The organism is Arthrobacter sp. P1_D12, from assembly GCF_056406175.1.
Genome location: NZ_JBFUAR010000018.1, coordinates 90,204 through 114,342 on the forward strand (window position 1 = coordinate 90,204; position 24,139 = coordinate 114,342).

General features: G+C 68.0%; 18 protein-coding genes. 6 read left to right on the forward strand and 12 right to left on the reverse strand.

The genetic code is table 11. The annotated features are described in order from the left end of the window. The first annotated feature begins 31 nt into the window (after positions 1 to 31). Positions 32 to 3,439, forward strand: coding sequence for a DEAD/DEAH box helicase (locus tag AC1DZV_RS14535; protein WP_476953986.1), 3,408 nt, complete (start codon positions 32 to 34; stop codon positions 3,437 to 3,439). 25 nt (positions 3,440 to 3,464) lie between these two features. Here AC1DZV_RS14535 and AC1DZV_RS14540 read toward each other — a convergent pair whose 3' ends face one another. After that, positions 3,465 to 3,941 carry a hypothetical protein gene (locus AC1DZV_RS14540; protein WP_476950901.1) on the reverse strand — a complete coding sequence of 159 codons (477 nt, stop codon included), beginning with the start codon at positions 3,939 to 3,941 and terminating at the stop codon, positions 3,465 to 3,467. Positions 3,942 to 3,950: 9 nt separating this feature from the next. Next, positions 3,951 to 5,903, reverse strand: a complete 1,953-nt coding sequence (locus tag AC1DZV_RS14545; RefSeq protein ID WP_476953987.1) for a primary-amine oxidase — start codon at positions 5,901 to 5,903, stop codon at positions 3,951 to 3,953. Positions 5,904 to 6,021: 118 nt separating this feature from the next. On the opposite strand from AC1DZV_RS14545, the gene AC1DZV_RS14550 reads away from it, so the two are divergent. Then, positions 6,022 to 6,621: a TetR/AcrR family transcriptional regulator gene (locus tag AC1DZV_RS14550; protein ID WP_476953988.1), complete on the forward strand. Its 600-nt coding sequence runs from the start codon at positions 6,022 to 6,024 to the stop codon at positions 6,619 to 6,621. Positions 6,622 to 6,747: 126 nt separating this feature from the next. Then, positions 6,748 to 7,719, forward strand: coding sequence for an AraC-like ligand-binding domain-containing protein (locus tag AC1DZV_RS14555; protein ID WP_476953989.1), 972 nt, complete (start codon positions 6,748 to 6,750; stop codon positions 7,717 to 7,719). A gap of 133 nt (positions 7,720 to 7,852) precedes the next feature. On the opposite strand, the gene AC1DZV_RS14560 is transcribed toward AC1DZV_RS14555, so the two are convergent. Further along, on the reverse strand, positions 7,853 to 9,322 hold the full coding sequence (locus AC1DZV_RS14560; RefSeq protein WP_476951983.1) for an APC family permease: 1,470 nt from the start codon (positions 9,320 to 9,322) through the stop codon (positions 7,853 to 7,855). Positions 9,323 to 9,671: 349 nt separating this feature from the next. Here AC1DZV_RS14560 and AC1DZV_RS14565 point away from each other — a divergent pair, with 349 nt between their 5' ends. Then, positions 9,672 to 11,081 (forward strand): aldehyde dehydrogenase family protein, encoded by a 1,410-nt coding sequence (locus AC1DZV_RS14565; protein ID WP_243180602.1) that lies wholly within the window; start codon positions 9,672 to 9,674, stop codon positions 11,079 to 11,081. Positions 11,082 to 11,102: 21 nt separating this feature from the next. Here AC1DZV_RS14565 and AC1DZV_RS14570 read toward each other — a convergent pair whose 3' ends face one another. The 8 genes from AC1DZV_RS14570 to AC1DZV_RS14605 form a co-directional block, all read right to left on the reverse strand. Then, positions 11,103 to 13,265 (reverse strand): elongation factor G-like protein EF-G2, encoded by a 2,163-nt coding sequence (locus AC1DZV_RS14570; RefSeq protein WP_476953990.1) that lies wholly within the window; start codon positions 13,263 to 13,265, stop codon positions 11,103 to 11,105. Positions 13,266 to 13,356: 91 nt separating this feature from the next. Next, positions 13,357 to 13,755 (reverse strand): hypothetical protein, encoded by a 399-nt coding sequence (locus AC1DZV_RS14575; RefSeq protein WP_476953991.1) that lies wholly within the window; start codon positions 13,753 to 13,755, stop codon positions 13,357 to 13,359. Positions 13,756 to 14,365: 610 nt separating this feature from the next. After that, positions 14,366 to 14,788 (reverse strand): heat shock protein transcriptional repressor HspR, encoded by a 423-nt coding sequence (locus AC1DZV_RS14580; protein ID WP_028275425.1) that lies wholly within the window; start codon positions 14,786 to 14,788, stop codon positions 14,366 to 14,368. 15 nt (positions 14,789 to 14,803) lie between these two features. After that, complete coding sequence (locus tag AC1DZV_RS14585) at positions 14,804 to 15,787, reverse strand: DnaJ C-terminal domain-containing protein (protein ID WP_459385772.1); 984 nt, start codon at positions 15,785 to 15,787, stop codon at positions 14,804 to 14,806. 68 nt (positions 15,788 to 15,855) lie between these two features. Further along, complete coding sequence (grpE, locus tag AC1DZV_RS14590; protein ID WP_476953992.1) at positions 15,856 to 16,479, reverse strand: nucleotide exchange factor GrpE; 624 nt, start codon at positions 16,477 to 16,479, stop codon at positions 15,856 to 15,858. A gap of 2 nt (positions 16,480 to 16,481) precedes the next feature. Further along, on the reverse strand, positions 16,482 to 18,344 hold the full coding sequence (dnaK, locus tag AC1DZV_RS14595) for a molecular chaperone DnaK (protein ID WP_223915273.1): 1,863 nt from the start codon (positions 18,342 to 18,344) through the stop codon (positions 16,482 to 16,484). Positions 18,345 to 18,568: 224 nt separating this feature from the next. Then, positions 18,569 to 19,084 carry a hypothetical protein gene (locus tag AC1DZV_RS14600; protein ID WP_476953993.1) on the reverse strand — a complete coding sequence of 172 codons (516 nt, stop codon included), beginning with the start codon at positions 19,082 to 19,084 and terminating at the stop codon, positions 18,569 to 18,571. Positions 19,085 to 19,175: 91 nt separating this feature from the next. Continuing rightward, complete coding sequence (locus AC1DZV_RS14605; protein WP_476953994.1) at positions 19,176 to 19,964, reverse strand: TetR/AcrR family transcriptional regulator; 789 nt, start codon at positions 19,962 to 19,964, stop codon at positions 19,176 to 19,178. Positions 19,965 to 20,088: 124 nt separating this feature from the next. Here AC1DZV_RS14605 and AC1DZV_RS14610 point away from each other — a divergent pair, with 124 nt between their 5' ends. Further along, on the forward strand, positions 20,089 to 21,051 hold the full coding sequence (locus tag AC1DZV_RS14610) for an NAD-dependent epimerase/dehydratase family protein (protein WP_476953995.1): 963 nt from the start codon (positions 20,089 to 20,091) through the stop codon (positions 21,049 to 21,051). 39 nt (positions 21,052 to 21,090) lie between these two features. On the opposite strand, the gene AC1DZV_RS14615 is transcribed toward AC1DZV_RS14610, so the two are convergent. Continuing rightward, positions 21,091 to 23,325, reverse strand: coding sequence for an MMPL family transporter (locus AC1DZV_RS14615; protein WP_476953996.1), 2,235 nt, complete (start codon positions 23,323 to 23,325; stop codon positions 21,091 to 21,093). A 226-nt stretch (positions 23,326 to 23,551) separates the two neighbouring features. Between AC1DZV_RS14615 and AC1DZV_RS14620 the strand changes: the two genes are divergently transcribed. Then, the gene (locus AC1DZV_RS14620) at positions 23,552 to 24,130 is read left to right on the forward strand and encodes a MarR family winged helix-turn-helix transcriptional regulator (RefSeq protein ID WP_459385777.1); all 579 of its coding nucleotides are present in this window, start codon (positions 23,552 to 23,554) and stop codon (positions 24,128 to 24,130) included. The last annotated feature ends 9 nt before the right edge of the window (positions 24,131 to 24,139 follow it).

Below are 24,139 nucleotides of genomic sequence, written 5' to 3' on the forward strand. Positions count from 1 at the left end.
CAGATGACCACCTGCCGAAAGTAGCGCGCACATGCCATCCCATCCGGACGAGAGTGCGGCACTGGCAATACAGACTCCCGCGATCAACGACCGCTCCCTCGCGGCCGGGCTCGCTTACGCCATGGGGAGCCGCGTTTCCGGGATCTCCTTCGACGCCGCCACAGGCCTGCTGCTGGGCAAGGTGCGGGGCGGTTCCGACATGCCCTATTCCACGACGGCGAAGCTGGTCCGGAAGGCAGGCGGCTGGAGCTGCACGGTGGGCGTCTGCAGCTGCCCGGTCCGCAAGGACTGCAAGCACGTGGCGGCACTGCTCTTCGCGGCCGAAGACAACCCGGCCACCAGGATGCAGCTGCTGGCCCCCGCCGAGGGCACGCGGCTGTCCCGCCAAAGCGCGCCACCGGAAATGGCCGACTGGGAGCAGGCCCTTGGCCCCCTGATCGCCCACCCGGGGATCACGCCGTCCGCCAACGGCACCCCGCTGGCGCTCCAGTTCGACATCGAGGAACCCGCCCCGCACTTTTCCTACACGGGCCGCCGCGATCCGCTCCGCAGCGTCCGCCAGCTCAAGGCACGCCCCGTCATCATGGGCGCCAAGGGCAAGTGGATCCGCGGCGACGTCTCCTGGAGCACGCTGAGCTACCTGAACTACCGGCGCGAATGCAACGAGGCACACGTCGAGTGGATGCAGGAATTCCTCGCCTCGCACACCGCTGTGGCAAACCGCCAGCACTCCGGCACCGGACTGTGGCTGGGACTGAACACCTACGCCGGCAAGAACCTGTGGAGCCTGCTGTCCCAGGCCCAGAAAATCGGCGTCGCCCTGGTGCACAGCCGCGGCACGGAGCCGGTGCGGCTGGTCGAGCAGCCTGCCGCCGTCGGGCTGAACCTGGCGCGCATCGGCACCGGCGGGGACGACGGCGGTCTCGAGCTCGCGCCGACCATCACGGTCGAAGGTGAGGTGGTGGATCCGGCGTCGGTCGGGACCATCGGCCGCCCGGCGCACGGAATCTTCCTGGCGTCCGACGGCGGCGCCCTGCCCGGTACCGCCCCCGCCGACCCCGTCATCACCCTCGCCCCGCTGGAAAGCGGTCTCAGCGAGGAACTGCTGACCTTCGTCACGGGCGGGACAACCCTGCACATCCCCGCACGGGACGAAAGCCGCTTCCTGACCGGCTTTTACCCCAAGCTCAAGCAAACCGCCCGGGTTACCGCCTCCGACGAGTCGGTGGAACTGCCCACGCTCGCCGTCCCCACCCTGTCCCTGCTGGCCAATTACGGGGCCGACCACCGGGTCCGGCTGCATTGGGAATGGCACTACACGTCCGGAAACCTCGTCACGGCGCAGCCGCTGTGGCGGCACCCCGGCGATCACGGCTACCGGGACGACCCGGCCGAGGCGCGCATCCTCGAGGCGGTCGGGCAGCCCTGGGATGTGGTGCCGGCACTGGGCGAATCCGCGACCGGCGGCTGGGGCACGCCGCGCCTGGCGGCCACGGCAGAACTGGCCGGACTGGACACCCTCGCCTTCACCGAGGACGTACTCCCCCGGCTCCGCGACCTCCCCGACGTCTCCGTGGATACCTCCGGCGAGATTGCGGACTACCGCGAAGCCGAAGAAGCCCCGGTAGTGGCAATCTCCACAAAGGCGACGGACAGCCGCGACTGGTTCGATCTGGGCATCGTCATCACCCTGGAGGGCCAGCCGGTTTCCTTCGCGGCATTGTTTTCCGCCCTCGCCTCCGGGCAGACCCGCATGCTGCTCCCCAGCGGCGCGTACTTCTCGCTGGACCTGCCGGAGCTGCACCAGCTGCGGGCCCTGATCGACGAGGCCCGCTCCCTGCAGGACAACCCCGGCGACAAGGACGCCCCGCTGCAGATCAGCCGCTTCCAAGCAGGATTGTGGGACGAGCTCGCACACCTGGGCATCGTGGATGAACAGGCCGCGGCCTGGCGCGAGTCCGTAGGCGGCCTGCTTGAAGGCGGCATCAAGGGCCTTCCTCTGCCCGGGTCGCTGAACGCCGAGCTGCGCCCGTACCAGCTGGAGGGCTTCAACTGGCTGAGCTTCCTGTACCGCCACGGCCTCGGCGGAGTGCTGGCCGACGACATGGGCCTGGGCAAGACCGTCCAGGCCCTCGCCCTGATCTGCGCCGCAAAAGACGCCGCCGCAGGCGATGAAGCCGGGACCGGGTCCGGGACCGCCGCCCCGTTCCTTGTCGTCGCCCCCACTTCCGTGGTGGGCAACTGGGAGGCGGAGACGGCTCGGTTCGCTCCCGGGCTCAACGTGCGCGCCATCGGCGAAACCTTCGCCAAGAGCGGCACGCACCCGGCCGAGGCGATGGCCGGCGCGGACATCATCATCACCTCCTACGCCCTGTTCCGGATCGACTACGAGGCCTACGCCTCCCAGACCTGGGCCGGCCTGGTCCTGGACGAGGCGCAGTTCGTCAAGAACCACCAGTCCAAGGCCTACCAGTGCGCCCGCAAACTGCCCGCCGCCTTCAAACTCGCCATCACCGGCACGCCGCTGGAGAACAACCTGATGGAGTTCTGGGCACTGACCTCGATCGTGGCTCCCGGGCTCTTTTCCAGCCCCAAACGGTTCGCCGAGTATTACCAGAAGCCGGTGGAGAAGAACGGCGACAAGGGACAGCTGGACAAGCTCCGGCGGCGCGTCCGGCCGCTCATGATGCGGCGCACCAAGGAACAGGTCATCAGTGACCTGCCGCCCAAGCAGGAGCAGATCCTGGAAGTCGTGCTGAACCCGCGGCACCAGAAGGTCTACCAGACCCACCTGCAGCGGGAGCGCCAAAAGATCCTGGGCCTGATTGAGGACGTCAACAAGAACAGGTTCACCATCTTCCAGTCGCTGACCCTGCTCCGTCAGCTGAGCCTGGATCCCTCGCTGATCGATCCCTCCCTGTCCGGGGTGCGTTCCAGCAAGCTCGATGTCCTCTTCGAGCAGCTCGCGGACCTGGTGGCCGAAGGGCACCGGGCCCTGATCTTCAGCCAGTTCACCGGTTTCCTGGGCAAGGTCCGGGAGCGCCTGGTCGAGGAGAACATCGAGTTCTGCTACCTCGACGGCGGCACACGCAACCGCACCGACGTCGTGAACGAGTTCAAGAACGGCGCCGCGCCGGTGTTCCTCATCAGCCTCAAGGCCGGCGGCTTCGGCCTGAACCTCACCGAGGCCGACTACGTGTTCCTGCTGGACCCCTGGTGGAACCCGGCATCGGAGGCCCAGGCCGTGGACCGGACCCACCGGATCGGCCAGGCCCGGAACGTCATGGTCTACCGGCTGGTCGCCAAGGACACGATCGAGGAGAAGGTCATGGCGCTCAAAGCGAAGAAGTCGCAGCTCTTCGCCGACGTCATGGAAGGCGACGCACTCACCGGCGGCGCCCTGACGGCGGAAGACCTGGCGGGGCTGTTCAACGACTGACGCTGACCAACCCGGAAGCTGCGCTTTAGCCGCGCTTCAACCCTGATACGGCCGACCGGGGCTCCGCCCGCAGCCGGGCCAGCAGCGTCGCGGCGAGCAGCGCCGTCGTCATTTCCAGCGCGATGACTGCCAGCAGCGCCCCGGATCCCGACGGCGCCGCGTCGGCCCCTGCTGCCGCAGTGCTCACATGGTGACTGTGGCCCGTGCCGCCGGCTCCCGTGCCGAGGAGCAGGACCGCGTGCACCGCGGTCATGGCCAGCGCCGCGGCCATCACCTGGCGAAGGGCCCTGTGCCTGCCGTGGCGCCAGATGTGCACGGCGCACGGCAGGCACACTGCCACCATGGCGAGCATGAGCACGTTCAGCCAGGTCCCGTGCTGGTTCCCGGCGGCCAGCCACAGATGCGCGAGGCACGACGCCGCGGTCACGGCGGCGCAGATCCGGGAATGGAAGACGACGCCGGCGAGGCCGGCCCGGCGGCCCAAGCTGGCTGCGACACTCACGGCGCCGGCCTAGCTGTGGCAGTGTGCGCCGGCGTCGCCATCGCCATGGCAGCTTGAGGACTGTTGAGCGTTGGCCGGCACGTCCAGCACGGGGCTCCGGTCGAAGAAGCCCTCGGGGCGGAGCTTGAAGCCGACCGTGTCCACCGGCATGATGGGCCAGTCCTCGATCCGGGGGAAGTGGGTCAGGCCGAAGGTGTGCCACACCACGATGTCCTGGCCGTCGATGTCGCGGTCCTGGGCAATGTAGGCCGGCAGGCCTGCTCCCCCGGCGTGCTGGTTGACGAAGTCCCCCGTGGGGTACCGCTCCTCCTCCGCGAACCGGGTGACCCACAGGTCCTTCGTGGCAAAGGCCGCGCGCCTGGCGATGGAGGACTCCGGATCTGCCAGGAGAGTGGGCTGGCCCTGGGCATGCAGCTTGTAGCCCACGGGTTCGCCCAAGCGGTTGCGTGATTCCGGGTTGGAAATGATCCAGGTCCGGCCGCTGCGCGCGTCGGCTTCCCGGACGGCTTCCGACTCGCGCGCCAGGACAGTCCGCTTCCGGGAGAACGCGTTGCCGCGTTCGTTGCCCTCGCCCATTCCCTGGCGGACCACGTCTTCTTCTTCGACCCGGTTGGTGAGGCCGTCGACCGCCATATCGAGACGGGCGCTGAACAGGTGCTGGTGGTACGGCGCGCCCAAGCCCGGGGCGAGCTGGGAGATGTTGGCCGAGCCGCCTTCGGGGTAGGCGGAGGTGAAGACGACGCCGGTGGCCTTGGCCTCGAACTCGATGGTGCCGTCGAGGTAGAGGTACCAGTAGAAGCCGTAGTCGTAGTTGCCGATGGTGGTGAAGAACGAGATCACCAGGCGGCGGTTGCGGCGGGTGTAGTTGATGCCCGTCCAGAGGTCGCTGTGCTTGGCCAGGATCCCCCAGTCTTCCTCGTGCATGCAGATGCCGTTGCGGATCTCGCGGGGGTTGCCGAAGGCGTCACTGATGACGGGGCTGAGGTAGGTGATCTCGCCCAGGCAGTCGCAGCCCAGTTCCAGGGAGTTGGCGTACTGGCCCACGAGGTATTCGCCGGTGTCGAAGTAGTTCTGCCACGACCGGATCGGCGACGGGTCCCCGTACGGGACCACCATTTCGGCGATGGATGCGCGGTTGATGATGGGACGCAGGCGGTCGCCGTCCTGGAAGGCAAGGTTGTGCAGCACCACCCCCTCGCGGACGTCGAAGCCGACGTCGACACTCCACTTTTCCCATTCAACGTGGTTGCCGCCGGTGACCGTGAAGCTGGGCCCGTCCGGCTGCGTGATGTTGATCGGCTTCTGCGTGGTGCGCATCGGGCCGGTGAGCTCCGGATCGGTGTAGTTGCCGTGCTCCGCGGGAATCGGGACGGCGCCGGTGTCCAGCACCTGCGTCACTTCCTGGCTCACGACGTCGACATATGCCACGAGCCCGTCCACCGGGTGCGCCCAGGCGCTGTCCTCGGGGAAATCCTGCACGAAGGCCAGACCCCGAAGGATCCGGCGGCCCCTTTCCTCCGGGTACTCGAAGACGCCGGCGGACAGCGGGGCAACGCGGACCTTGCTGACGTCCAGACCGCGGCTGGCGAGGGCCTTGAGCCAGCGCTCGTCCGTGGCCAGGAGCTGTTCGACGACTTCGAATTCCTCCTCCAGAACCGGGAGCTCGCCGGTCACCGCCGTGTCCAGCTCGACGGCGGAAACCACCGTGCCGCTGGAGACCGAAACGGTCACATCGGCCGGCCTTCCCCCTGCGGCATCGTGCAGGAAGACCCGGAACCGCCGGTCCTCACTTTCGGCCGGCGCGTTCCGGGCGGGGTCCAGCAGACCGAGGTACGCGATGCGCCGGGTCTCGCCCAGCAGTCCCGCGGCACGCAGGATGCCCTGGACCGCGGTGATTTCGGCGCCCGTGGCCAGGCTGTGGGGGCTGTAAGGGGTACGGGTGTCAGTTTGTGCGGTCATCATGACGGCCTTCGTTCGGTGACCTTGGCGGGTCAGAACTTTATTTTCTATAGTTGTAGAGAATACGGAAATGTAAGCTGTGCCACAAGAGTCCGACGAAAAATATTTGGGGAGCTGTCCGGTGCCAAAGATTGTCGACCACGACCAGCGGCGGCTTGAACTCGTCGACGCCACGTGGCGGATCATCGCCCGGCTCGGGATTGAAAGTGCCACCATGCGGGAAATTGCCCTCGAGGCAGGATTCGCGAACGGCGCCCTCAAGCCGTACTTCCCCACCAAGGATGACCTGCTGACTTTCGCGTTCGGGCACGTCTTCAACCGCACCAACGAGCGCATCGCAGGTGTCACCGCCGGGCAGGCCGGGCTGGCGGCCCTGCGGTCGTTTTGCGTCGAGGTGCTGCCGCTGGATGAGGAGCGGATCAATGAGGCCCGGATTGTCATCCCGTTCTGGCAGAAGGCCATCAACGACCCCGGCAAGGCCCGGATCCACCGGGATTCGATGGAGCAGTGGCTTGCGGCGATGCGGCGGTTCCTTGCCGAGGCGCGGCAGACCGGCGCCGTCACCACTACCGTCGACGACGCCGCCCTGGCCGGGCAGCTGCTCAACCTCCTGCTCGGCGCGCAGATTACGGCGGCACTCACCCCGGAAGGCCAGGTGGAACTCGGGCTGAACGAGCAGCTGGAGGGCTTCCTGACCCTGCTGGGCTGCCAGGCCCGGTAATTGGGCCCGGGCGATCTTTTTTCGCCGGTTGTCGAAAAAAGATGACAGCGGCGGGCTGCGGCGCTACCCTGAAAGGACTGTGTCCCATGACACACTCCCAGAAATACGACGGCGTCAGGATCTCCTATGACCGCAGTTGCAGCCCGCCCCTCGCTCGGTCCCACGGGACAGGACGTTCGAACCAGCACGGCAGAATCCTTCGACCACTGGCGGCACCTCGTCGCGGAATCCTTCGTTCCCCTGGCCGCCTCGAGCGCAAATGCGGACAACTTCCACGGCCGCTTACGGGCCCGCAGGCTGGACCGCATGGCACTCGTCGAGGTCTCCTCCACAAGCCATGAGGTCCACCGCACACCGGCGCTGATTGCGCAGTCCAACCAGCGCTATTTCAAGCTCAACCTCCAGCTGCAGGGCACCGGGCTCCTCATCCAGGACAACCGCGAGGCAGTCCTGCATCCGGGAGATCTCTCCATTTATGACACCAGCCGCCCCTACACGCTTGCCTTCGAGGGCGACGCACGGCTCATGGTGCTGATGTTTCCCTGGGACGCACTGTCCCTGCCGCCGGAGTGCATCGCACAGCTTTCGGCCGTGCGTTTGGCCTCCGACGGGGGCCTCGCCGCCATCGTCGGGCCGTTCATTGCCCACCTCGCTGAGAACCTGGAGGCGCTGAGCGGCCCCAGCGGATCGCGGCTGGCCACCAACGCCCTTGATCTCGTCTCCACGATGCTGCATTCGGAACTGGACATGTCCCCCGACCGCATGAAACCCCAGGCCCTGTTGGCGGCATCCGTCCGCGAGTACATCGATGCCCACCGGGCCGATCCAATGCTGTCACCGGCGTCCATCGCGGCGGCCCATTTCATCTCCACCCGGCACCTGCACAACGTCTTCCATGAATCCGGGACCACCGTGGCGAGCTGGATCCGGACCCAGCGGCTGGAGGGGGCGCGCCGCGAACTGCGCGATCCGCTCCTGGCCGGAATGCCGGTCGGAGCCGTGGCCGCGCGCTGGGGCTTCCTGGATGCGGCCCATTTCAGCCGCTCCTTCCGGGATGCCTTCGGCGAGTCCCCCAGTGACTGGCGGCGCGGCGCCTGAGCCTGGCCTTCACCCCCTGCCGAGAGCACCTGCTGTCGTCAGCACCGCCGTTGTCGGCGCCGCGGAAACTACAAAGGCAGAGGGGGCGGTGCCGGATCTGTCCGGCACCACTGCTGATGCCCACCGCCGCCCGTCAGACAGTGACCCCTGCGCGCGCGGCCCTGCCCTCCACGGCAATTTCCACCAGCACACCGGCGGTAAACACTATGGGTACGGTCAGCAGCAGGCCCACGGCCGTTTCGGCACTGCCGCCGATCAGAGCGGTGAAGTTGATGATGACGAGGGACAGGACCCAGCCAAGCAGCAGGGTGGCGAGCACCGGTGCCACCGCGGTCTGCCAGAGCTGGCCGGGCACCCTTTCCCGCCGGAAGTACGCGACGACGGCCAGCGAACAGAGCATGTAGAGCACCAGGAGCGCGGCCACGGCCAGCCCGCTGAACCAGGAAAAGAGGGTGAGGACAGGATCCAGGGACAGCACCGCGAACGGCGCCACGAGCAGGAAGGCGACCACGGTCTGGATCCGTGCAGCGACGGCGGGCGCCATGTGCCGGTTGGTCCGGGCCACTCCGCGGGGCATCGACCCGCGCAGGGCCAGCGAATGGAGGTAGCGGTTGATGCCGTTGTGGAAGGCGATGATGCCGGCCAGCAGGGAGGTCACGAGCAGCATGCCGGTGACCGTTCCGGCCCACGGCCCGAACAGCTCCACCATCGGCGTCAGCACGAACGCGGTGGAATCGCCCGATTCGAGGGCCGCGCCCGCGGCGTCGATGACATGCGAGGGTCCGTAGTAGCTGACCAGCATCCAAGAAATGAAGGAGAAGAAGACCGCGATGACGACTACCGAGAGGTATGTGGCCCGGGCTACGGTGCGGTGGGCGTCCTTGGCCTCGGCCGAGTAGATGGCCGTTGATTCGAAGCCGAACATGGAGGCGACGGCGAACATGATGGCAACGCCCGGGGCGCCTGCGCCGATCGCCGCGGGAGAGAAGGACGCCGCCAGGCTGATCCCCTCCGGCCCGCCGCCCCGCAACAGCACGGTGAACCCGAACATGAGCAGGATGGCGACCTCCAGGCCCACGAGCACCGCCAGGACCCGCGCCCCGAGTTCGATGTTGAGGGAGCCCAGCACCTGCACGCCCGCCATGGTGATGGCGGCCAGAAGCCACCAAGGGACCACGATCCCGGCAGATCCGAGGAGGCCCGAGAACGCCGCGCCGTACAATCCATACATCGCGGCCTGGACCGTGCTGTACGCGAGGAGCGCGAGCCACGCCGCTCCCGCGCCAACCTTGCGTCCGAAGGCGGCGGTGACATAGGCGTAGAAGGCGCCGTTGGCCTGGATCTTCCGGCTCATGGCCACGAAGCCGACCGCGAAGATCACGATGACGATGCCCACCACCAGATACGCGCCGGGGGCGCCGGCGCCGTTGCCGAGCGCTGCGGCCAGCGGTGATGCCCCGACGATTCCGGTCAACGGCGCCTGGGCTGACAAAACAAAGAAAAGAATGCCCATGACGCCGACGCTGCCGGCACGCAGCGCGGTGGAGTGCTCCGTGCGGGGGCTGGATTCTGCGGTCCGGGAATCTGAATTTGAAATACTCATCGGATCCTTCTTAACGGTCATGAGTCTGGGGAACGGCGGTCTGGGAAATGGGGGTGCGTTGCACCGTGAAATCCAGCATGGCAGGTGGCGCCCGTCACGCTTTTGTCGCTGAGCGACCGGTTGTTGTTCCTGAGCGTAGTCAGCACCAGGGCCGTCGCCGCCTGCACGGCCGGCCGGACGCCCTCCGGTCCGCAGCCTCGGGAAATTGCTTTCGGTGTTCCGTTCGCTCCCGCACAACAGCTCTTCGCGGATAGACAAGCCCCTCGGCCCCTCGCCGGAGCACGCTTGAAACAGCACTCTTAGGCCGCACCGGCCGCGTTATCTGACCTACTCGATGTGGAGTACCCCCATGGAAACCTACGACGCCCTACTCGCCTCGATCACCCCGGTGGCCGGGGAAACCCGCACGATCTTTGACCCGGCCACCGGACAGCCGGTCGGCGAAGCACCGGTCCACACCGTTCAGGACCTCGAAGCCGCCATCGCCGCCGCAGCCGCCGCGCAGCCGGCCTGGGCTGCACTGGGCCACGACGCCCGGTCCGCCGCGCTGCTCAAGGCCGCCGACGCCGTCGAACGCTCCGCCGAGGAACTCGCCCGCCTGCTCTCCCGCGAGCAGGGCAAACCGCTGAACGGCCCGAACGCCCGCTTTGAGGTCGGCGCCTGCGCCGCCTGGCTCCGCGTCGCCGCCGGCACGCCCCTGGACCCCGAAACCGTGGTGGACGACGGCGAAACCCGCGCCGAACTGCACTACCGGCCCATCGGCGTCGTCGGCGCGATCGGCCCCTGGAACTGGCCCATGATGATCACCGTCTGGCAGCTCGCCCCAGCCCTGCGCATGGGCAACGCCGTCGTCATCAAGCCGTCCGAATACACCCCGCTGTCCGTCCTTGCCCTCGTCGAAGTCCTCAACCAGGAACTCCCCGAAGGCCTCCTCACGGCGGTCTCCGGCGGCCGTGACGTGGGCGAGGCCCTGGCCGGACACCCCACGATCGGCAAGATCATGTTCACCGGCTCCACCGCCACCGGCAAGGCCATCATCAAATCCTCCGCCGACACCGTCAAACGCCTCACCCTGGAGCTCGGCGGCAACGACGCCGGCATTGTCCTGCCCGACGCCGACCCGAAGGCGATCGCCGAGGGCCTGTTCTGGGGCGCCTTCATCAACACCGGCCAGACCTGCGCGGCGCTCAAGCGCCTCTACGTCCACGCCGACATCTATGACGCCGTCTGCGAGGAACTCACCACCGTCGCCCGGGCCATGCCCATGGGCAACGGACTCGACGAGGCCAACGTCCTGGGCCCGCTGCAGAACCGCCAGCAGTTCGACATCGTCGCCGGCCTCGTCGGGGCAGCCCGCGACTCCGGCGCCAGGATCCTGCTCGGCGGCAACCCGGAGAACGACCAGCCCGGGAACTTCTACCCCGCCACCCTGGTCGCGGACATCGCCAACAGCAACCCGCTGGTCGCGGAGGAGCAGTTCGGCCCCGCCCTGCCGATCATCCGCTACGGCACCGTGGACGAGGCCATCGTAATGGCCAACGCCGTCGACGTCGGCCTCGGCGCCTCGGTCTGGTCCTCCGACCCCGCCGAAGCCCGCAAGGTGGCGGCCCGGCTCGAGGCCGGCACCGTCTGGATCAACAAGCACGGCGCCGTGGACCCCCGCATCCCGTTCGGTGGCGCGAAGCAGTCCGGCTACGGACTCGAATTCGGTGTCGAAGGCCTCAAGGCCCTCGGCGTTCCGCAGGTCATCAACGGCTGACGCTGCACTTAGCAGGGGCCATCAGCGCAGCGCCTGCGGCACGGGTTCGTGCCGCAGGTAGCTGCGCCGGAACCGGCCGCTGCCGGCGGTCAGGGCCCGCAACTCCACCGCGTACCGCAACAGTTCCTGGTCCGGCACCTCGGCGCTGATCTCGGTGCCGTCGGCGCCGGCGGAGGTGGTTCCGGTCAGGCGTGCCCGCCGGGAGGACAAGTCGCTCATCACGGCGCCCACATGGTCCTCCGAAACGCTGATGGTCACGGACGAGACCGGCTCCAGGAACTGGATGCGGGTTGTCCCGGCCGCCTCCCGGAGGGCCAGCGCCCCGGCCGCCTGGAAGGCAGCATCGGAGGAATCCACGCTGTGCGTCTTGCCGCCGATCAGCGTTACTTTGATATCCACGACCGGGAACCCGGCCGAGACGCCTTTCTGCATCTGGGCCCGCACGCCCTTTTCCACCGAGGTGATGAACGGCCCGGGAATCACGCCGCCAACGGTCTTGTCGACAAACTCGAACCCGCCGCCGCGGTCGAGTGGTTCCACCTCGATGTCGCACACCGCGTACTGGCCGTGGCCGCCGGATTGTTTGACGTAGCGCCCGTGTCCGGCGGCCGGCTCGGCAAACGTCTCCCGCAGCGGCGTGATGACCGGGACGCTCTGCAGGTTCACCCCTAGGTCCCGCAGCCTTCCCAGGACGACGTCGGCGTGCGCCTCGCCCATGCACCACAGGATCAGCTGGTGGGTTTCGGAGTTGCGTTCCACCCGCAGCGTCGGGTCCCCGGCCGTGACCTTCCCCAGGTTCCTGGCCAAGGCGTCCTCGTCGCCGTGCGTGGCGGCTTCGATGGCGACCGGCATAAGCGGGTCCGGCATGTCCCAGGCGGCCACCAGCAGCGGCAGCTCCTTGGCCGAAATCGTGTCGCCGGTCTCGGCGGTGCCCAGCTTGGTCAGCGCGCAGATATCCCCCGCGACGCAGAACGGCACTGGCCGCAGTCCTGATCCCAGCGGCGAGTAGAGGTGGGTGACCCGCTCGTCGCTGTCGTGGTCCTCGTGGCCGCGGTCGGCCATTCCGCGGCCGCCCACATGGATGGCGGCGTCCTCCCGCACCACGCCGGAGAAGACGCGCACCAGGCAGACGCGGCCAAGGAACGGGTCGATCGTCGTACGGACCACTTCACCGAGCAGCGGGCCGTCGGGGTCGCAGCCGAGCGCGCCGGCGGGCACCCCGTCGAGGTCGGTCGCTGCGGGGACGCCGCGCTCCGCCGGCGTCGGAAACGCACGCACCAGGACCTCGAGCAGTTCCGACAGGCCGAGTCCGGACTCCGCCGAGGCCGGCAGCACCGGATGGAAGGACCCGCGGGCCACCGCCGTCTCAAGATCGGTGATCAGGACGTCGGGGGCGATTTCCTCGCCTCCGAGGTAGCGCTCCATGAGCGTCTCGTCTTCGCTCTCGGCAATGATCCCTTCGATCAGCGCGCCCCGTGCGGACTCCGCGGCGGCGAGTTCGACGCCGGTCGCGGCCCGGGTGGCCGGCGCCGGTTCCGCATCACTGTAGTCGGAGACCGTGCCGGTCAGCAGTCCCAGCAGCCCGGTGACGGGACCGTCGGCGGGGACCGGCAGGTAGAGCGGAAGGATGGAGTCGCCGAATGCCAGGCGGCAGCGGGCGATGGCGGCGTCGAAATCCGCGCGCGGATGGTCCAGGCGGCTGATGACCACGGCCCGCGGCATCCCGAGCCGCTGGCACTCGCTCCAAAGCGCCGTGGTCGCTGCGTCGACATCATCGGTGGCCGAGACGACGAACAGCACCGCATCCGCCGCCCGGAGCCCTGCCCTCAGCTCGCCGATGAAATCCGTATAGCCCGGAGTGTCCAGGAGGTTGACCTTGATGTCCCCCACCATCACCGGCACCACCGCGAGCGCCACGGAGCGCTGCTGCGCGATGGCGGAAGGATCCGAGTCGCTCACCGTAGTGCCCTCGGCGATCGAGCCCTTGCGGGTGATGGCTCCGGTGGCGGCAAGCAGTGCCTCGGTGAGCATCGTTTTTCCGGAACCGGAATGCCCCACGAGTGCCACATTGCGGACCTTGTCCGGCTGTTCCGGCGGCGCGACGCCGTTGGCGTCTGCCCGCCGGAGGTCAGACGTACCCCGGACCGGTCCCCTTGACGGCGTCTTGGCGCCTTTCGACGGCATGAGAACCTCCCGGCGTCGCATCCACTCGTGCCCTGCAGGGCCTTGTGTTAAGGATTGGACACCCTGGGACGCCCGGACAGCAAGGTCTTTTTCAGGCCGTGGCCGGAGCAACCAGGGACCCGGAGGCTGCCCGGTTCCGGAGCCAACGGCCCAGGGCCTTGCCTTTGCCCTTCCACCAGCTGTCCTCGTCGCTGCCATAGTGCCACCGGAAGATCACAGCGACCAGGACGAACACTCCGGCCGCGACCTCGGGCCAAGAGCCGGAGGCGGCATCGAGGAGCACGCTGATCGCCATGACCATGATGGAAGGCAGCGCAAGTGTCCGGAACCACGTGTTGGCGACGTACCGGCTGCGGGATCGCGGCACGGAGACCGCGCGGACGAAGTCGAAGCACAGGCAGACGACCACCAGGGCCTGCCCCAGGGACATCAGGATGTGCCCCGGCAGGGAGCCGGCAAACAGCACGGCCGCCTGGAGCCCCGGGCTCACGGCGTGCCCGTCAAAGCAGCCGGCCGTGAAGAATCGGCAGTGGACGGATCATACTCGGTTGAATCATGCATGCGATGCCCCCCGGCGTCTACGCTGCTCCTGCGCTGGCTCCGCGCCCGGGCTTCCCGTAGGAGCTGTAGGCGTGTCATGCCAGCCTTTTCTGACACTCCAATTCAACGCGCGGAATGGGCATGAAGTCACGCAAATGAGGTACCCGACTATCGGATGGTCGGGTACCTGATTGCGTTCCGGTGTACTCGGTTCGCTCCTACCGCTACTTGCCCCGGCGGATTCGCTCCACAGCCCGCCGGCCGGCTGATCGGGCAAAAAACAGACTTCTTGCTCCGTTGCTCCTGGTCGGCACACCTGCCCGGCACCAAGCCGCCCTGCTCACCAGGGAAGCCTGGGGAAACAGCGAACGCGCCGCCGTCGACCAGCTCATCGCCGCCAGCAAGTAGGCCACGGCAGCCCCCCACCGGACGCAACAACAGGACGCAACAACAGGACGCAACAACAGGACGCAACAACAGGACGCAACAACAGGACGCAACAACAGCTGTGCCCGGGACCACTGGTCCCGGGCACAGCTGCGTGTCCTGGCCGATGAGTCCTAGCCCATGCCCCTCGGCCGCCACACCACCAGCGCCTGCGACCGCGCCTGCGGACGCTTGCCGCGGGCCAGGCTGACGACGTCGCCGGCAGTTCCTGCGGCGAAGATCCGCGAATCGGCCCCTTGGCGGCGCCGGCCCAGCTCCTCAGTCAGTTCGCCGACCCGGCGCTGCAGGGCGGCCACCTGGTTCTCCAGCTGCAGGATCCGCTTGATGCCCTCGAGCGAGACCCCCTCCTGGGAGAGCCGCTGGACCTCGCGGAGCATGTTCACATCCCGCTGCGAGTAACGCCGCGACTTGCCCGGGGCACGGCTGGGCGAAACGATGCCCAGCCGGTCGTACTGGCGCAGCGTCTGCGGGTGCATGTCCGCCAGTTCCGCGGCAACGGAGATGACGAAGATCGGCTGGTCGAAGTCGATGGCCATGGCTGGATCCCGTTCCTAGAGCCGGGCCTTGGCTGTCAGGCCCGCGCGGACGTCCTCATTGGCGGTGGCCGTGGCGAAGGCCTTCACGGCCTCCTCCGCTTCCTTGTTCAGCTTCCGCGGAACAGCGACGTCGATCGTCACCAGCAGGTCGCCGGTGGCTTTGGCGTGCTTGACGCCGCGGCCCTTGACGCGCAGGGTCCTGCCCGAGGGCGTCCCTGCCGGAACCCTGACCTTGACCGTGTCGCCGTCGATCGTCGGAACCTCGATGTCGGCGCCCAGGGCCGCCTCCGGGAAGGAGACCGGGACGTGGATCCGGAGGTTGTCGCCGTCGCGGACGTAGAATTCGTGCGGCTTTACCGAGACGGTGACCATGAGGTCGCCGTTGCCGGCGGGCGCGTACTGCCCCTTGCCGCGGACGCGGACCTTTTGTCCGTCCTTGATGCCGGCCGGTATGCGGACGTCGATGACCTCGCCGTCCGGTTCACGCAGGCCGATCGTGGTGCCGCGGATGGACCCGCCGAATGAGATCGAGGTCGACGCGGTGCGGTCCGAGCCCTTCTGCGGGGCCCGCTGGAAGGACTGGCCCCCGCCGCCGAATCCGCCGCCGCCGAAGAGATCTGCGAACTCGGGCGGAATGCCGCCGGCCGTGCTGTAACCGCCCGAATGGCGGCCCCCGCCGCCGGTAAAGAGCCCGCCGAAGAGGTCCTCGAAGCCAGCTCCGCCGCCGGCCCCGCCGCTTCCGCCGGGGGCAAAGCGTGCACCGCCGCCCATGGCCCGGATGGCGTCGTACTGCTGGCGCTCATCGGGATCCGAGAGCACGGAATAGGCCTCGGAGATGTCCTTGAACTTCTTCTCCGACGCGACGTTCCCCGCATTGGTGTCCGGGTGGTGCTGCCGGGCAAGTTTGCGGTAGGCCTTCTTGATGTCGGCGTCGGAAGCGTCCTTGGCGACACCAAGGATCTTGTAGAAGTCCTTGTCCACCCAGTCCTGGCTAGCCAATGGCGTTTCCTTTCAAATCTGTTCTTAACGAACTCTCCGCGATGCATGGGCCCGAGCTTGTGATCATCTCACCTTAGGTGACGCGAACGCTGAACGCCGGAGCGGATGAGGGGGCCCGGGAGTGGCATCGGGCCTGCCGGAGCGGGGGGGGGGGGGGGGGGGGGGGGGGCCACGCCGGTCTCATCGATGCGGACCAGTCCGTACGTCTTCAGCGCAGCCTCCAGTTTGGCGGCGATCGCGGCGAAGGGGCCGTCCGCGAGGTCGCCGTGCTGGCGGGCGGCGTCGACGTCGTCCAGCACCGGGAGCAGGGAGTTCAGGACGCCGATGACGGCCATCTCCCCCGCCACGGCCCGGTCGCGTTCGACCCGCTTGCGGTAGTTGACGTACTCGGCCTGCAGCCGGCGGAGGTCATTCCTGAGCTCCTCCGCCGCGGCCGCGTCAACGCCCTGCGCTACAGATTCCGCGGCGGGCACCTCAACACTGTTGAGGATGTCCTCTGCCTGGGACAGGGCGTCCCCGGAGTCTGCCGCGGCAGCGGCGTGATCCTGGCCGGGGTGGCGGGCCTGGCCGGTCTTCGGATCAACCTTGCGGTTATCGTGGATCACCGGCTTCTGCGGCTCGTTCTCCTGCTGTTCCGCGTCGCGCCGGCTCTCGGAAGAACCGTGCTCTTCTTCGTTACCGTGGTGCGGCATGATTACTTCTTCTCGTCTTCGTCAACGATTTCGGCGTCGACGATGTCCTCATCGGAACCGGCTGCCTGCTCGCCCGCGGGGGCACCCTCCGCGCCGGTGGCGCCGTCGGGGGATCCGGCGTGGGCATAGATGGCTTCGCCGAGCTTGCTCTGGGAAGCCTGCAGCTTCTCAAACGCGGTCTTCACTGCGGCGTCATCGGTGCCTTCGAGGGCCTTCTTGAGGGCGTCGACGTCGGCCTTGACCTCGGTCTTGACCTCTTCGGGCAGCTTGTCGGCGTTGTCAGCGATCAGCTTGTCCACGGAGTAGGCGAGCTGCTCGGCCGTGTTGCGGGTGTCGGTTGCCTCGCGGCGGGCCTTGTCCTCGGCTGCGTGCTCTTCGGCGTCGTGGACCATGCGGTCGATGTCTTCCTTGGACAGCGCGGTGCCGCCGGTGATGGTCATGGACTGTTCCTTGCCGGTGCCCTTGTCCTTCGCCGAAACGTGCACGATGCCGTTGGCGTCAATGTCGAAGGTGACCTCGACCTGCGGAACGCCGCGGGGGGCCGGCGCGATACCGGTCAGTTCGAAGGTGCCCAGCGGCTTGTTGTCGCGGGTGAACTCACGCTCGCCCTGGAAGACCTGGATGGCCACGGACGGCTGGTTGTCATCCGCGGTGGTGAAGGTTTCGCTCCGCTTGGTCGGGATGGCGGTGTTGCGCTCGATCAGGTGCGTCATGATGCCGCCCTTGGTTTCGATGCCCAGGGACAACGGGGTGACGTCGATCAGCAGCACGTCCTTGCGCTCGCCCTTGAGAACACCGGCCTGCAGGGCGGCGCCGACGGCGACGACCTCATCGGGGTTGACGCCCTTGTTGGGCTCCTTGCCGCCGGCCAGTTCCTTGACGAGGTCGTAGACGGCCGGCATGCGGGTGGAGCCGCCGACGAGCACGATGTGGTCGATCTCGGAGAGCTTGATGCCGGCTTCCTTGATGACGTCCTGGAACGGCTTCTTGGTGCGGTCCAGCAGGTCCTTGGTGAGGTCCTGGAACTTGGCGCGGGTCAGCTGCTCGTCCAGGTGGACCGGGCCGTCGGGGGTGACGGACAGGTACTGGAGGGAAACGTTGGTGCTGGAGGAGGAGGAGAGTTCCTTCTTGGCCTGCTCCGCGGCTTCGCGGAGACGCTGCAGGGCAATCTTGTCCTTCGTGAGGTCGATGCCCTTGACCTTGAGCTGGTTCAGCAGGTATTCAACGACGCGCTGGTCCCAGTCGTCGCCGCCGAGGTGGTTGTCACCGGCGGTGGCGCGGACCTGGATGGTGGAGAAGTTGTCCTCATCCTTGCCGACCTCCAGGAGGGAGACGTCGAAGGTTCCGCCGCCGAGGTCGAAGACCAGGATGAGTTCGTCTTCCTTGCCCTTGTCCAGGCCGTAGGCCAGGGCGGCCGCAGTGGGCTCGTTGACGATGCGCAGGACGTTCAGGCCGGCGATTTCTCCGGCCTCCTTGGTGGCCTGGCGCTGGGCGTCGTTAAAGTAGGCCGGCACGGTGACGACGGCGTCGGTGACCTTTTCACCGAGGTAGGACTCGGCGTCGTTCTTAAGCTTCATGAGGATACGGGCGGAAATTTCCTGCGCCGTGTACTTCTTGTCGTCAATGGCGACGGTCCAGTCAGTGCCCATGTGGCGCTTGACGGACGCGATGGTGCGGTCAATGTTGTTGACGGCCTGGCGCTTGGCGATCTCGCCGACCAGGACCTCGCCGGACTTGGAGAAGGCAACAACCGACGGCGTGGTGCGGCCACCCTCGGCGTTGGCAATGACGGTGGGCTCGCCACCTTCGAGAACGGAGACGACGGAGTTAGTGGTTCCGAGGTCAATACCTACTGCACGTGACATGGATTGTTTCCTTACTTCCTAGGAATCTTGCGGAGATGGCCGCGGACCCGCAGTGGCTCTAACCGCAGTGGCTCTAACCGCAATGGCTCTAACCGCAGTGGGTCCGACCGTTATTGAGCGATCTACACTCAACTTTACCCAGAGGGGGACATAAGTCAATTTAAAGTTGAGCGAAGTCGACTCAACTCTGCTTACCCGTCCCGCCCGAGGCAACTCCTCGCCGCCTAAATTCCCCTCAATCCAGCCCTTCCGGTGCGTCCCGGGCGGCGTTTCGCCCTGCGCGAACCTGCACGCTGGGCGCAGGGGCGCAGACCTGGGGAGGGGAGCCCCCCCCCCCCCCCCCCGCCGGTGCCGTAGTCGCCTTCGGGGTATTCACCTTCCTCGGCGACGCCGGCCGACTCACCGGCGACGCCGGCGGGCTCACCTGAGACCCCGCCCTCGCCGTAGTCGCCCTCGGGATAGTCGCCTTCCACGTCGCCGACGACGGCGGCTCCGGCCACGCCGGCCTCGCCATAGTCCCCCGCCGCGTACTCCCCCTCGACGGCGGTGGGCGGGACCTGGCCGGCCGTGCCGGCGGAGCCGTAGTCGCCCTCAACGTATTGCCCCTCAGGTGCTGCGGCCTCTACCTCAACTTCCGCGGGACCGGCATCGACGTTCCGCGCCGCCGCTTCTCCGGGGACATTCTCTTCAGGCGTGTTCTCTGCAGGCCTGTTCTCGTCAGGCCTGGTCTCTTCAGACATGGATGGATCCTTCCTGGACGCATCTGGCGCGCCCGTGCGGGCGCAGGGGCAGTCTATCGAGCGCCACGGCAGGGCAACAGGGGAACCTGGCTTACCTGGCAGTGCCGGCCGCCGGCAGGCCCGCGACGTCGGCCAGCACCGCGAGGTGGTGGCCGAAGAGCTCCTCCCGGGCAGTGAACGTGCCTGGGCCGTACTGGCCGAAAACCTCGAAACTGACGGCGCCGAAGAGTGAGGTCCAGGCCAGTGCGCCGCGGGCCAGGAGGTCATCCGGCACCGCCAGGCCGAACTCGGCGCGAATTTTCGCCAGGTCCCCCGCCAGCCCGGCGGCCATGGCAGGACCCTGCCGGCCGGTCGCGGCGAGCAGCCCGGCCCGGAAGGCGCCGTCGAGGATTCCAATGAGGGCCGTAATCACCCTCGTCCCGGGGCCGGTGGTCCGCTCCGCCGGGGCCTGGTAACCGGGCACCGGACTGCCAAAGAGCAGGGCGTAGCGCGATGGCTCGCGCACCGCCCAGTCCCGCACCGCGCCGCCCAGCGCCGCGAAGCGCCCGCCGAAGTCTTCCTCCGGCACGGCCCCGACGGCGGCATCCACCGCATCGCCAAGTTCGTTGTACGCATCAATCAGCAGAAGGGTCAGCAGTTCCTCGCGGCTCTCCACGTAGCGGTAGACCGCCGAAGAGACGACCCCGAGATCACGGGCCACGGCACGGAGGGACAGCGCGGCGGCCCCGTGCAGCGCCAGATGCTCCCGGCCCAGGCGGACGATATCGGCCACCGTCTGGGCGCGGGCACGCTCGCGCGGGGTGCGCAGCCGCACCGCCGCCGGGGCCGCTCCGGCCGCAACGCCGGCGTCTGTCGCGCCCGCAATCCTGTCCTCTGGCATGAGTCCAGCATTCCACATCCAAGAGCACTGTCAACAAATGTGAGCACCGCTCTTGACTTGCCGGCAACGGTGTCGCATCCTGAATGGGAGAGCACTGCTCTCGTTATTTGAAAAGGAGATCGGAATGTCCCAACCTGCAGCCTCCGGGCACCAACCGTCCAGGCTCCACGTCGTCACAGGGGCCGGCCCGGTGGGCTGGACCGTCGCCGAACAGTTGGCAGCGGCGGGACACCGGGTGCGCCTCCTGACAAGGTCCGGCAGCGGACCCGCCCACCCGCTGGTGGAACGAGTGTCGATCGACGTGTCCGAGCCCGCCCGGCTCGGCGAGGCCTTCCAGGGCGCCGCGGCCGTTTTTCACTGCATCCACGGCTCGCGGTACAACGCCGAGGTGTGGGCCAGGGAACTCCCGGCCGCCGAGCTGAATGTGCTCGCCGCGGCGGGCGCAGCGGGCGCCGTCGTGGTCTTCCCGGAAAGCCTGTACTCCTACAGCACCCCGGAAAACATCATGACCGAGGACAGCCCCCGGCAGGCGCAGGGCGGCAAGCGCGGAGTCCGGACCGCACTGCTCGCAGCCCGGGCGGCCTCCCCCACCGCCACCGTGAGCATGGTGGCCGGCGATTTCTTCGGGCCGCGGGTCCGCAACTCGCACGCCGGCGAGCGCATGGTCCGGCCCGTCGCGGCCGGCAAGCCAATGCAGGTGATCGGGCGGGCGGACCAGCCGCATTCCTTCACGTACGTTCCGGACCTCGCGGCCGCCATGATTGCGGCGGCTGACAGGCCTCAGGTGTGGAACCGGGTATGGCATGCGCCCACCGGACCTGCACTGACCCAGCGCGAGATCGCGGTGGCATTCGCCAAGGCGGCCGGCGCCCGGGCACCGCGTGTCACCGGAGTTCCCGGGTGGGCGGTGAGGGCAATGGGAGTGTTTTCTCCGGATATGCAGGACCTGGCCGAGACCCTGTACCAGTTCGAGCACCCCTTCGTCACGGATTCCATGGCGAGCCAGGCTGCCCTGGGGCTGACACCGACCCCGCTGGACGAGGCAGCCGCCGCCACCGTCGCCTGGTGGGGGGACGGCGGGCGGTGACTGGGGGACAGTGACGGCGGCTGCGGTCTTCGGTTCCGCCTAGCGGACCCCGGCCTCCTCGTTTTCAGCCGGATCTGCCTTCGGATTTTCGGCGGGCAGCGTGGCCCGGGCGCCATCGCCGGCCACGGCCCCGCTCCCGGGCCGGCCGGGCTTGCCGGGCCACCAAAGCCGCGGGCCGATGTCGTAGGCCAGCGCGGGCACCAGCAGGGAACGGACCAGCACCGTGTCCAGCAGGACGCCGAACGCGACGATGAAGGCGAGCTGGACCAGGAACATGATCGGGATGACGCCGAGGGCCGCGAACGTGGCCGCCAGGACCACCCCGGCAGAGGTGATGACCCCGCCTGTCACTACGAGGCCGCGCAGGATGCCTGCCCGGGTGCCGTGCTTGAGGGATTCCTCCCGGACCCGGCTCATCAGGAAGATGTTGTAGTCGACGCCCAGTGCCACGAGGAAGACGAAGCCGAACAGGGGCACCGTCGCGTCCGCGCCCGGGAAGCCGAAGACATTGTTGAACACGAAGGCGGAGACGCCCATCGCCGCGGCATAGGACACCACCACGGAGGCGACCAGCAGGACCGGCGCGAGCACCGAGCGCAGCAGCAGCATGAGGATGACCAGGATGACGCCCAGGACCACCGGGATGATGGTGACGAGGTCGCGCTGGGCAGTGGTGTTGGTATCCAGCGCCGTGGCCGTCACACCGCCGACCAGCACACCGCCGTCTATCTTCTTCAGGTCCTGGCGGAGCGACACCACGGCGTTTTCGGCCTCAGCGGAGTCCGCGGCGTGGTTCAGCGTCGCGTTGATCAGGACCTTCCCGTCCCTGATTGCGGGGGCAGCCGGCGCGCCCGGGGCGCCGGTGATGACCGGGGCGCCGCCTTCGGCCAGCAGATAGGCGTCTCCGACGCCGTCGCTGGTCTGCAGCTTCGCCAGAACCTCTTGGGCGTTTGCCTCGTCGGCCACGATCACCGCGGGGCTGCCGGACCCGGCGTCGAAGTGCCGGCCCAGGGCATCCTGCCCGTCGACGGCATTGGAGGCGGTGAGGATGACGTCGGTCTGGGCGACGCCGTTGGCTTTAAGCTGCAGGAGGCCGGTAGCGGCTACCAGGAGCAGCAGCACCGAGGCGACCCAGACCGTGCGCGGCCGGCGGGATACGAGCGAACCGGTGGCCCGCCAGAGTCCCTTCTGGCCCTCGAGGCCGGTGACCAGTTCCGGTTCCCGATCGGTTTCCGGGAGCAGCTTGGGCCTGAACGGCCAGAACGCGGCCCGGCCCAGCAGTGCCATCAGGGCCGGCAGCAGGGTCAGGGCGGCGAAGAGCGCGCAGAGGATGCCCGCCGCCGCCACCGGGCCGAGGGCCTTGTTGGAGTTGAGGTCGGAGAACAGCAGGCAGAGCAGCGCGATGATTACGGTGGCGCCGGAGGCCAGGATCGGTTCCCAGGCCGCCTTCCATGCGGTGACGGCGGCGGCCGTCCGGTTGGTGGTGTGGGTCAGGGCTTCGCGGAACCGGGCCACATACAGCAGTGCGTAGTCGGTGGCTGCGCCGATGACCAGGATGGACAAAATGCCCTGGCTCTGGCCGTTCAACTGGATCCAGCCGGCCTTGGCCATGCCGAACACCAGCAGGATCGCGGCGCACAGCGCGAAGACCGAGGTGAACAGCACCATGACGGGAAGCAGCAGGGAGCGGTAGACAATCAGCAGGATCAGGAACACGGCGCCCAGGGCCACGAGCAGCAGGATGCCGTCAATGCCGGCAAAGGCACTCACAAGGTCCGCGGTGAGCCCGGCCGGTCCGGTGACGAAGGTCTGCATTCCGGCCGGCGCGGACGCCCGGACCTCGTTGCGCAGTTCTTTGACCACCGTTTTCACTTCCGCCGAGGAAGCAATGGGCACCACGAACTGGACTGCCTTGGCGTCCTCGGAGGGGATGGGACCGATCACCGTACTCCCGGCCTGCAGGGCCTCCAGCTTGCCTTTGAGGGCCGCGGTCTCGCGGAGCTGGGCCGGAGTGAAAGCGGAGTCACTCTCAACCACGATCACTGCCGGGATCTCCTTGGAGTCCCTGAACTTGGCCTGCCAGTCCGCGGCCTCGGTGGCCTCGGCTCCGGCGGGAAGGAACGATGCCTGGTCATTGGATGACACCTCGCTCAGGCGGCCGAATGTAGGGCCGCCGACGCCGGCGATGGCCAGCCAGGCCAGGACGAGCACTGCGGGGACCAGCCAGCGCAGCCAGAACGGGACACGGGTCGCCGCGGACGAAGTCGTTTTCATGTTTCCTTCCAGGGTGCGCCTCGGAGTGGGAGCAGAGATCAACTCCATAGTAGACTATCTCCATCATAGAGATAACCCATTGGCCGGGGCACCGGAGGAGAATAGAGACAGCCGGCGTCAGGCCGCTGCGCAGACCCTGCAGTAGACTCCCGAAGGCGCCGTCGACAGCGCCGACCTGCCGCGGTCAGACCGCGGGGGCAGGATCAAGGGACGAAGGAGGTCCGCCGTGTCAGCCGAATCCCCGGGCCTATCCGAAAACGCAGGCCTATCCGAAGACGCGGCCTCGCCCAGGAACACAGTCCCGCCCGAAGCCGCCGGTCCGCCGCCCCTCGTCCGGCTCCTGCAGGAATTCACCCTCGAAGCCAACCGCTATGTGGACTCCGCCGGCGGCCGCAATGACATGCACCGCACGGACCTCAACGCCCTCGCCGTCATCATGCGGCACGCGGCGCGGGACCAGATTGTCACTCCAGGGGTGCTGAGGAAAGAGCTGAACCTCAGCTCCCCGGCCACCACCGCACTGATCGACCGGCTCCACAGTTCCGGCCACGTGGTCCGTGAGCGCGAGGGCGCTGACCGCCGCCAGGTGCAGCTGCGCATGACGCCCAAGGCCTACCGGGACGGCGGCGCAATGTTCCTGCCGCTGGCCCGCCATATGGGTGCAGCCATGGCGAACTTCACGCCGGAGGAACTGGAGATCGTCACCCGGTTCATGAACTCCATGATCGATGCCACTGTCCGGGCGGGCGAGGAAGCGGCCCGCGGCCCCGGGCCGGAGCAAGCGCCGGGGCAGCGCCCCGGCTGAATCGCGGCC

Bases quoted from the DNA above. Each gene is read 5' to 3' on its own strand.
- dnaK (WP_223915273.1), bottom strand. From the start codon at position 18,344: ATGTCACGTGCAGTAGGTATTGACCTCGGAACCACTAACTCCGTCGTC.
- AC1DZV_RS14560 (WP_476951983.1), bottom strand. From the start codon at position 9,322: ATGAGTATTTCAAATTCAGATTCCCGGACCGCAGAATCCAGCCCCCGC.
- AC1DZV_RS14570 (WP_476953990.1), bottom strand. From the start codon at position 13,265: ATGCCGTCGAAAGGCGCCAAGACGCCGTCAAGGGGACCGGTCCGGGGT.
- AC1DZV_RS14600 (WP_476953993.1), bottom strand. From the start codon at position 19,084: ATGTCTGAAGAGACCAGGCCTGACGAGAACAGGCCTGCAGAGAACACG.
- AC1DZV_RS14580 (WP_028275425.1), bottom strand. From the start codon at position 14,788: ATGGCCATCGACTTCGACCAGCCGATCTTCGTCATCTCCGTTGCCGCG.
- AC1DZV_RS14565 (WP_243180602.1), top strand. From the start codon at position 9,672: ATGGAAACCTACGACGCCCTACTCGCCTCGATCACCCCGGTGGCCGGG.
- AC1DZV_RS14610 (WP_476953995.1), top strand. From the start codon at position 20,089: ATGTCCCAACCTGCAGCCTCCGGGCACCAACCGTCCAGGCTCCACGTC.
- AC1DZV_RS14615 (WP_476953996.1), bottom strand. From the start codon at position 23,325: ATGAAAACGACTTCGTCCGCGGCGACCCGTGTCCCGTTCTGGCTGCGC.
- AC1DZV_RS14545 (WP_476953987.1), bottom strand. From the start codon at position 5,903: ATGATGACCGCACAAACTGACACCCGTACCCCTTACAGCCCCCACAGC.
- grpE (WP_476953992.1), bottom strand. From the start codon at position 16,479: ATGCCGCACCACGGTAACGAAGAAGAGCACGGTTCTTCCGAGAGCCGG.
- AC1DZV_RS14555 (WP_476953989.1), top strand. From the start codon at position 6,748: ATGACCGCAGTTGCAGCCCGCCCCTCGCTCGGTCCCACGGGACAGGAC.
- AC1DZV_RS14605 (WP_476953994.1), bottom strand. From the start codon at position 19,964: ATGCCAGAGGACAGGATTGCGGGCGCGACAGACGCCGGCGTTGCGGCC.
- AC1DZV_RS14535 (WP_476953986.1), top strand. From the start codon at position 32: ATGCCATCCCATCCGGACGAGAGTGCGGCACTGGCAATACAGACTCCC.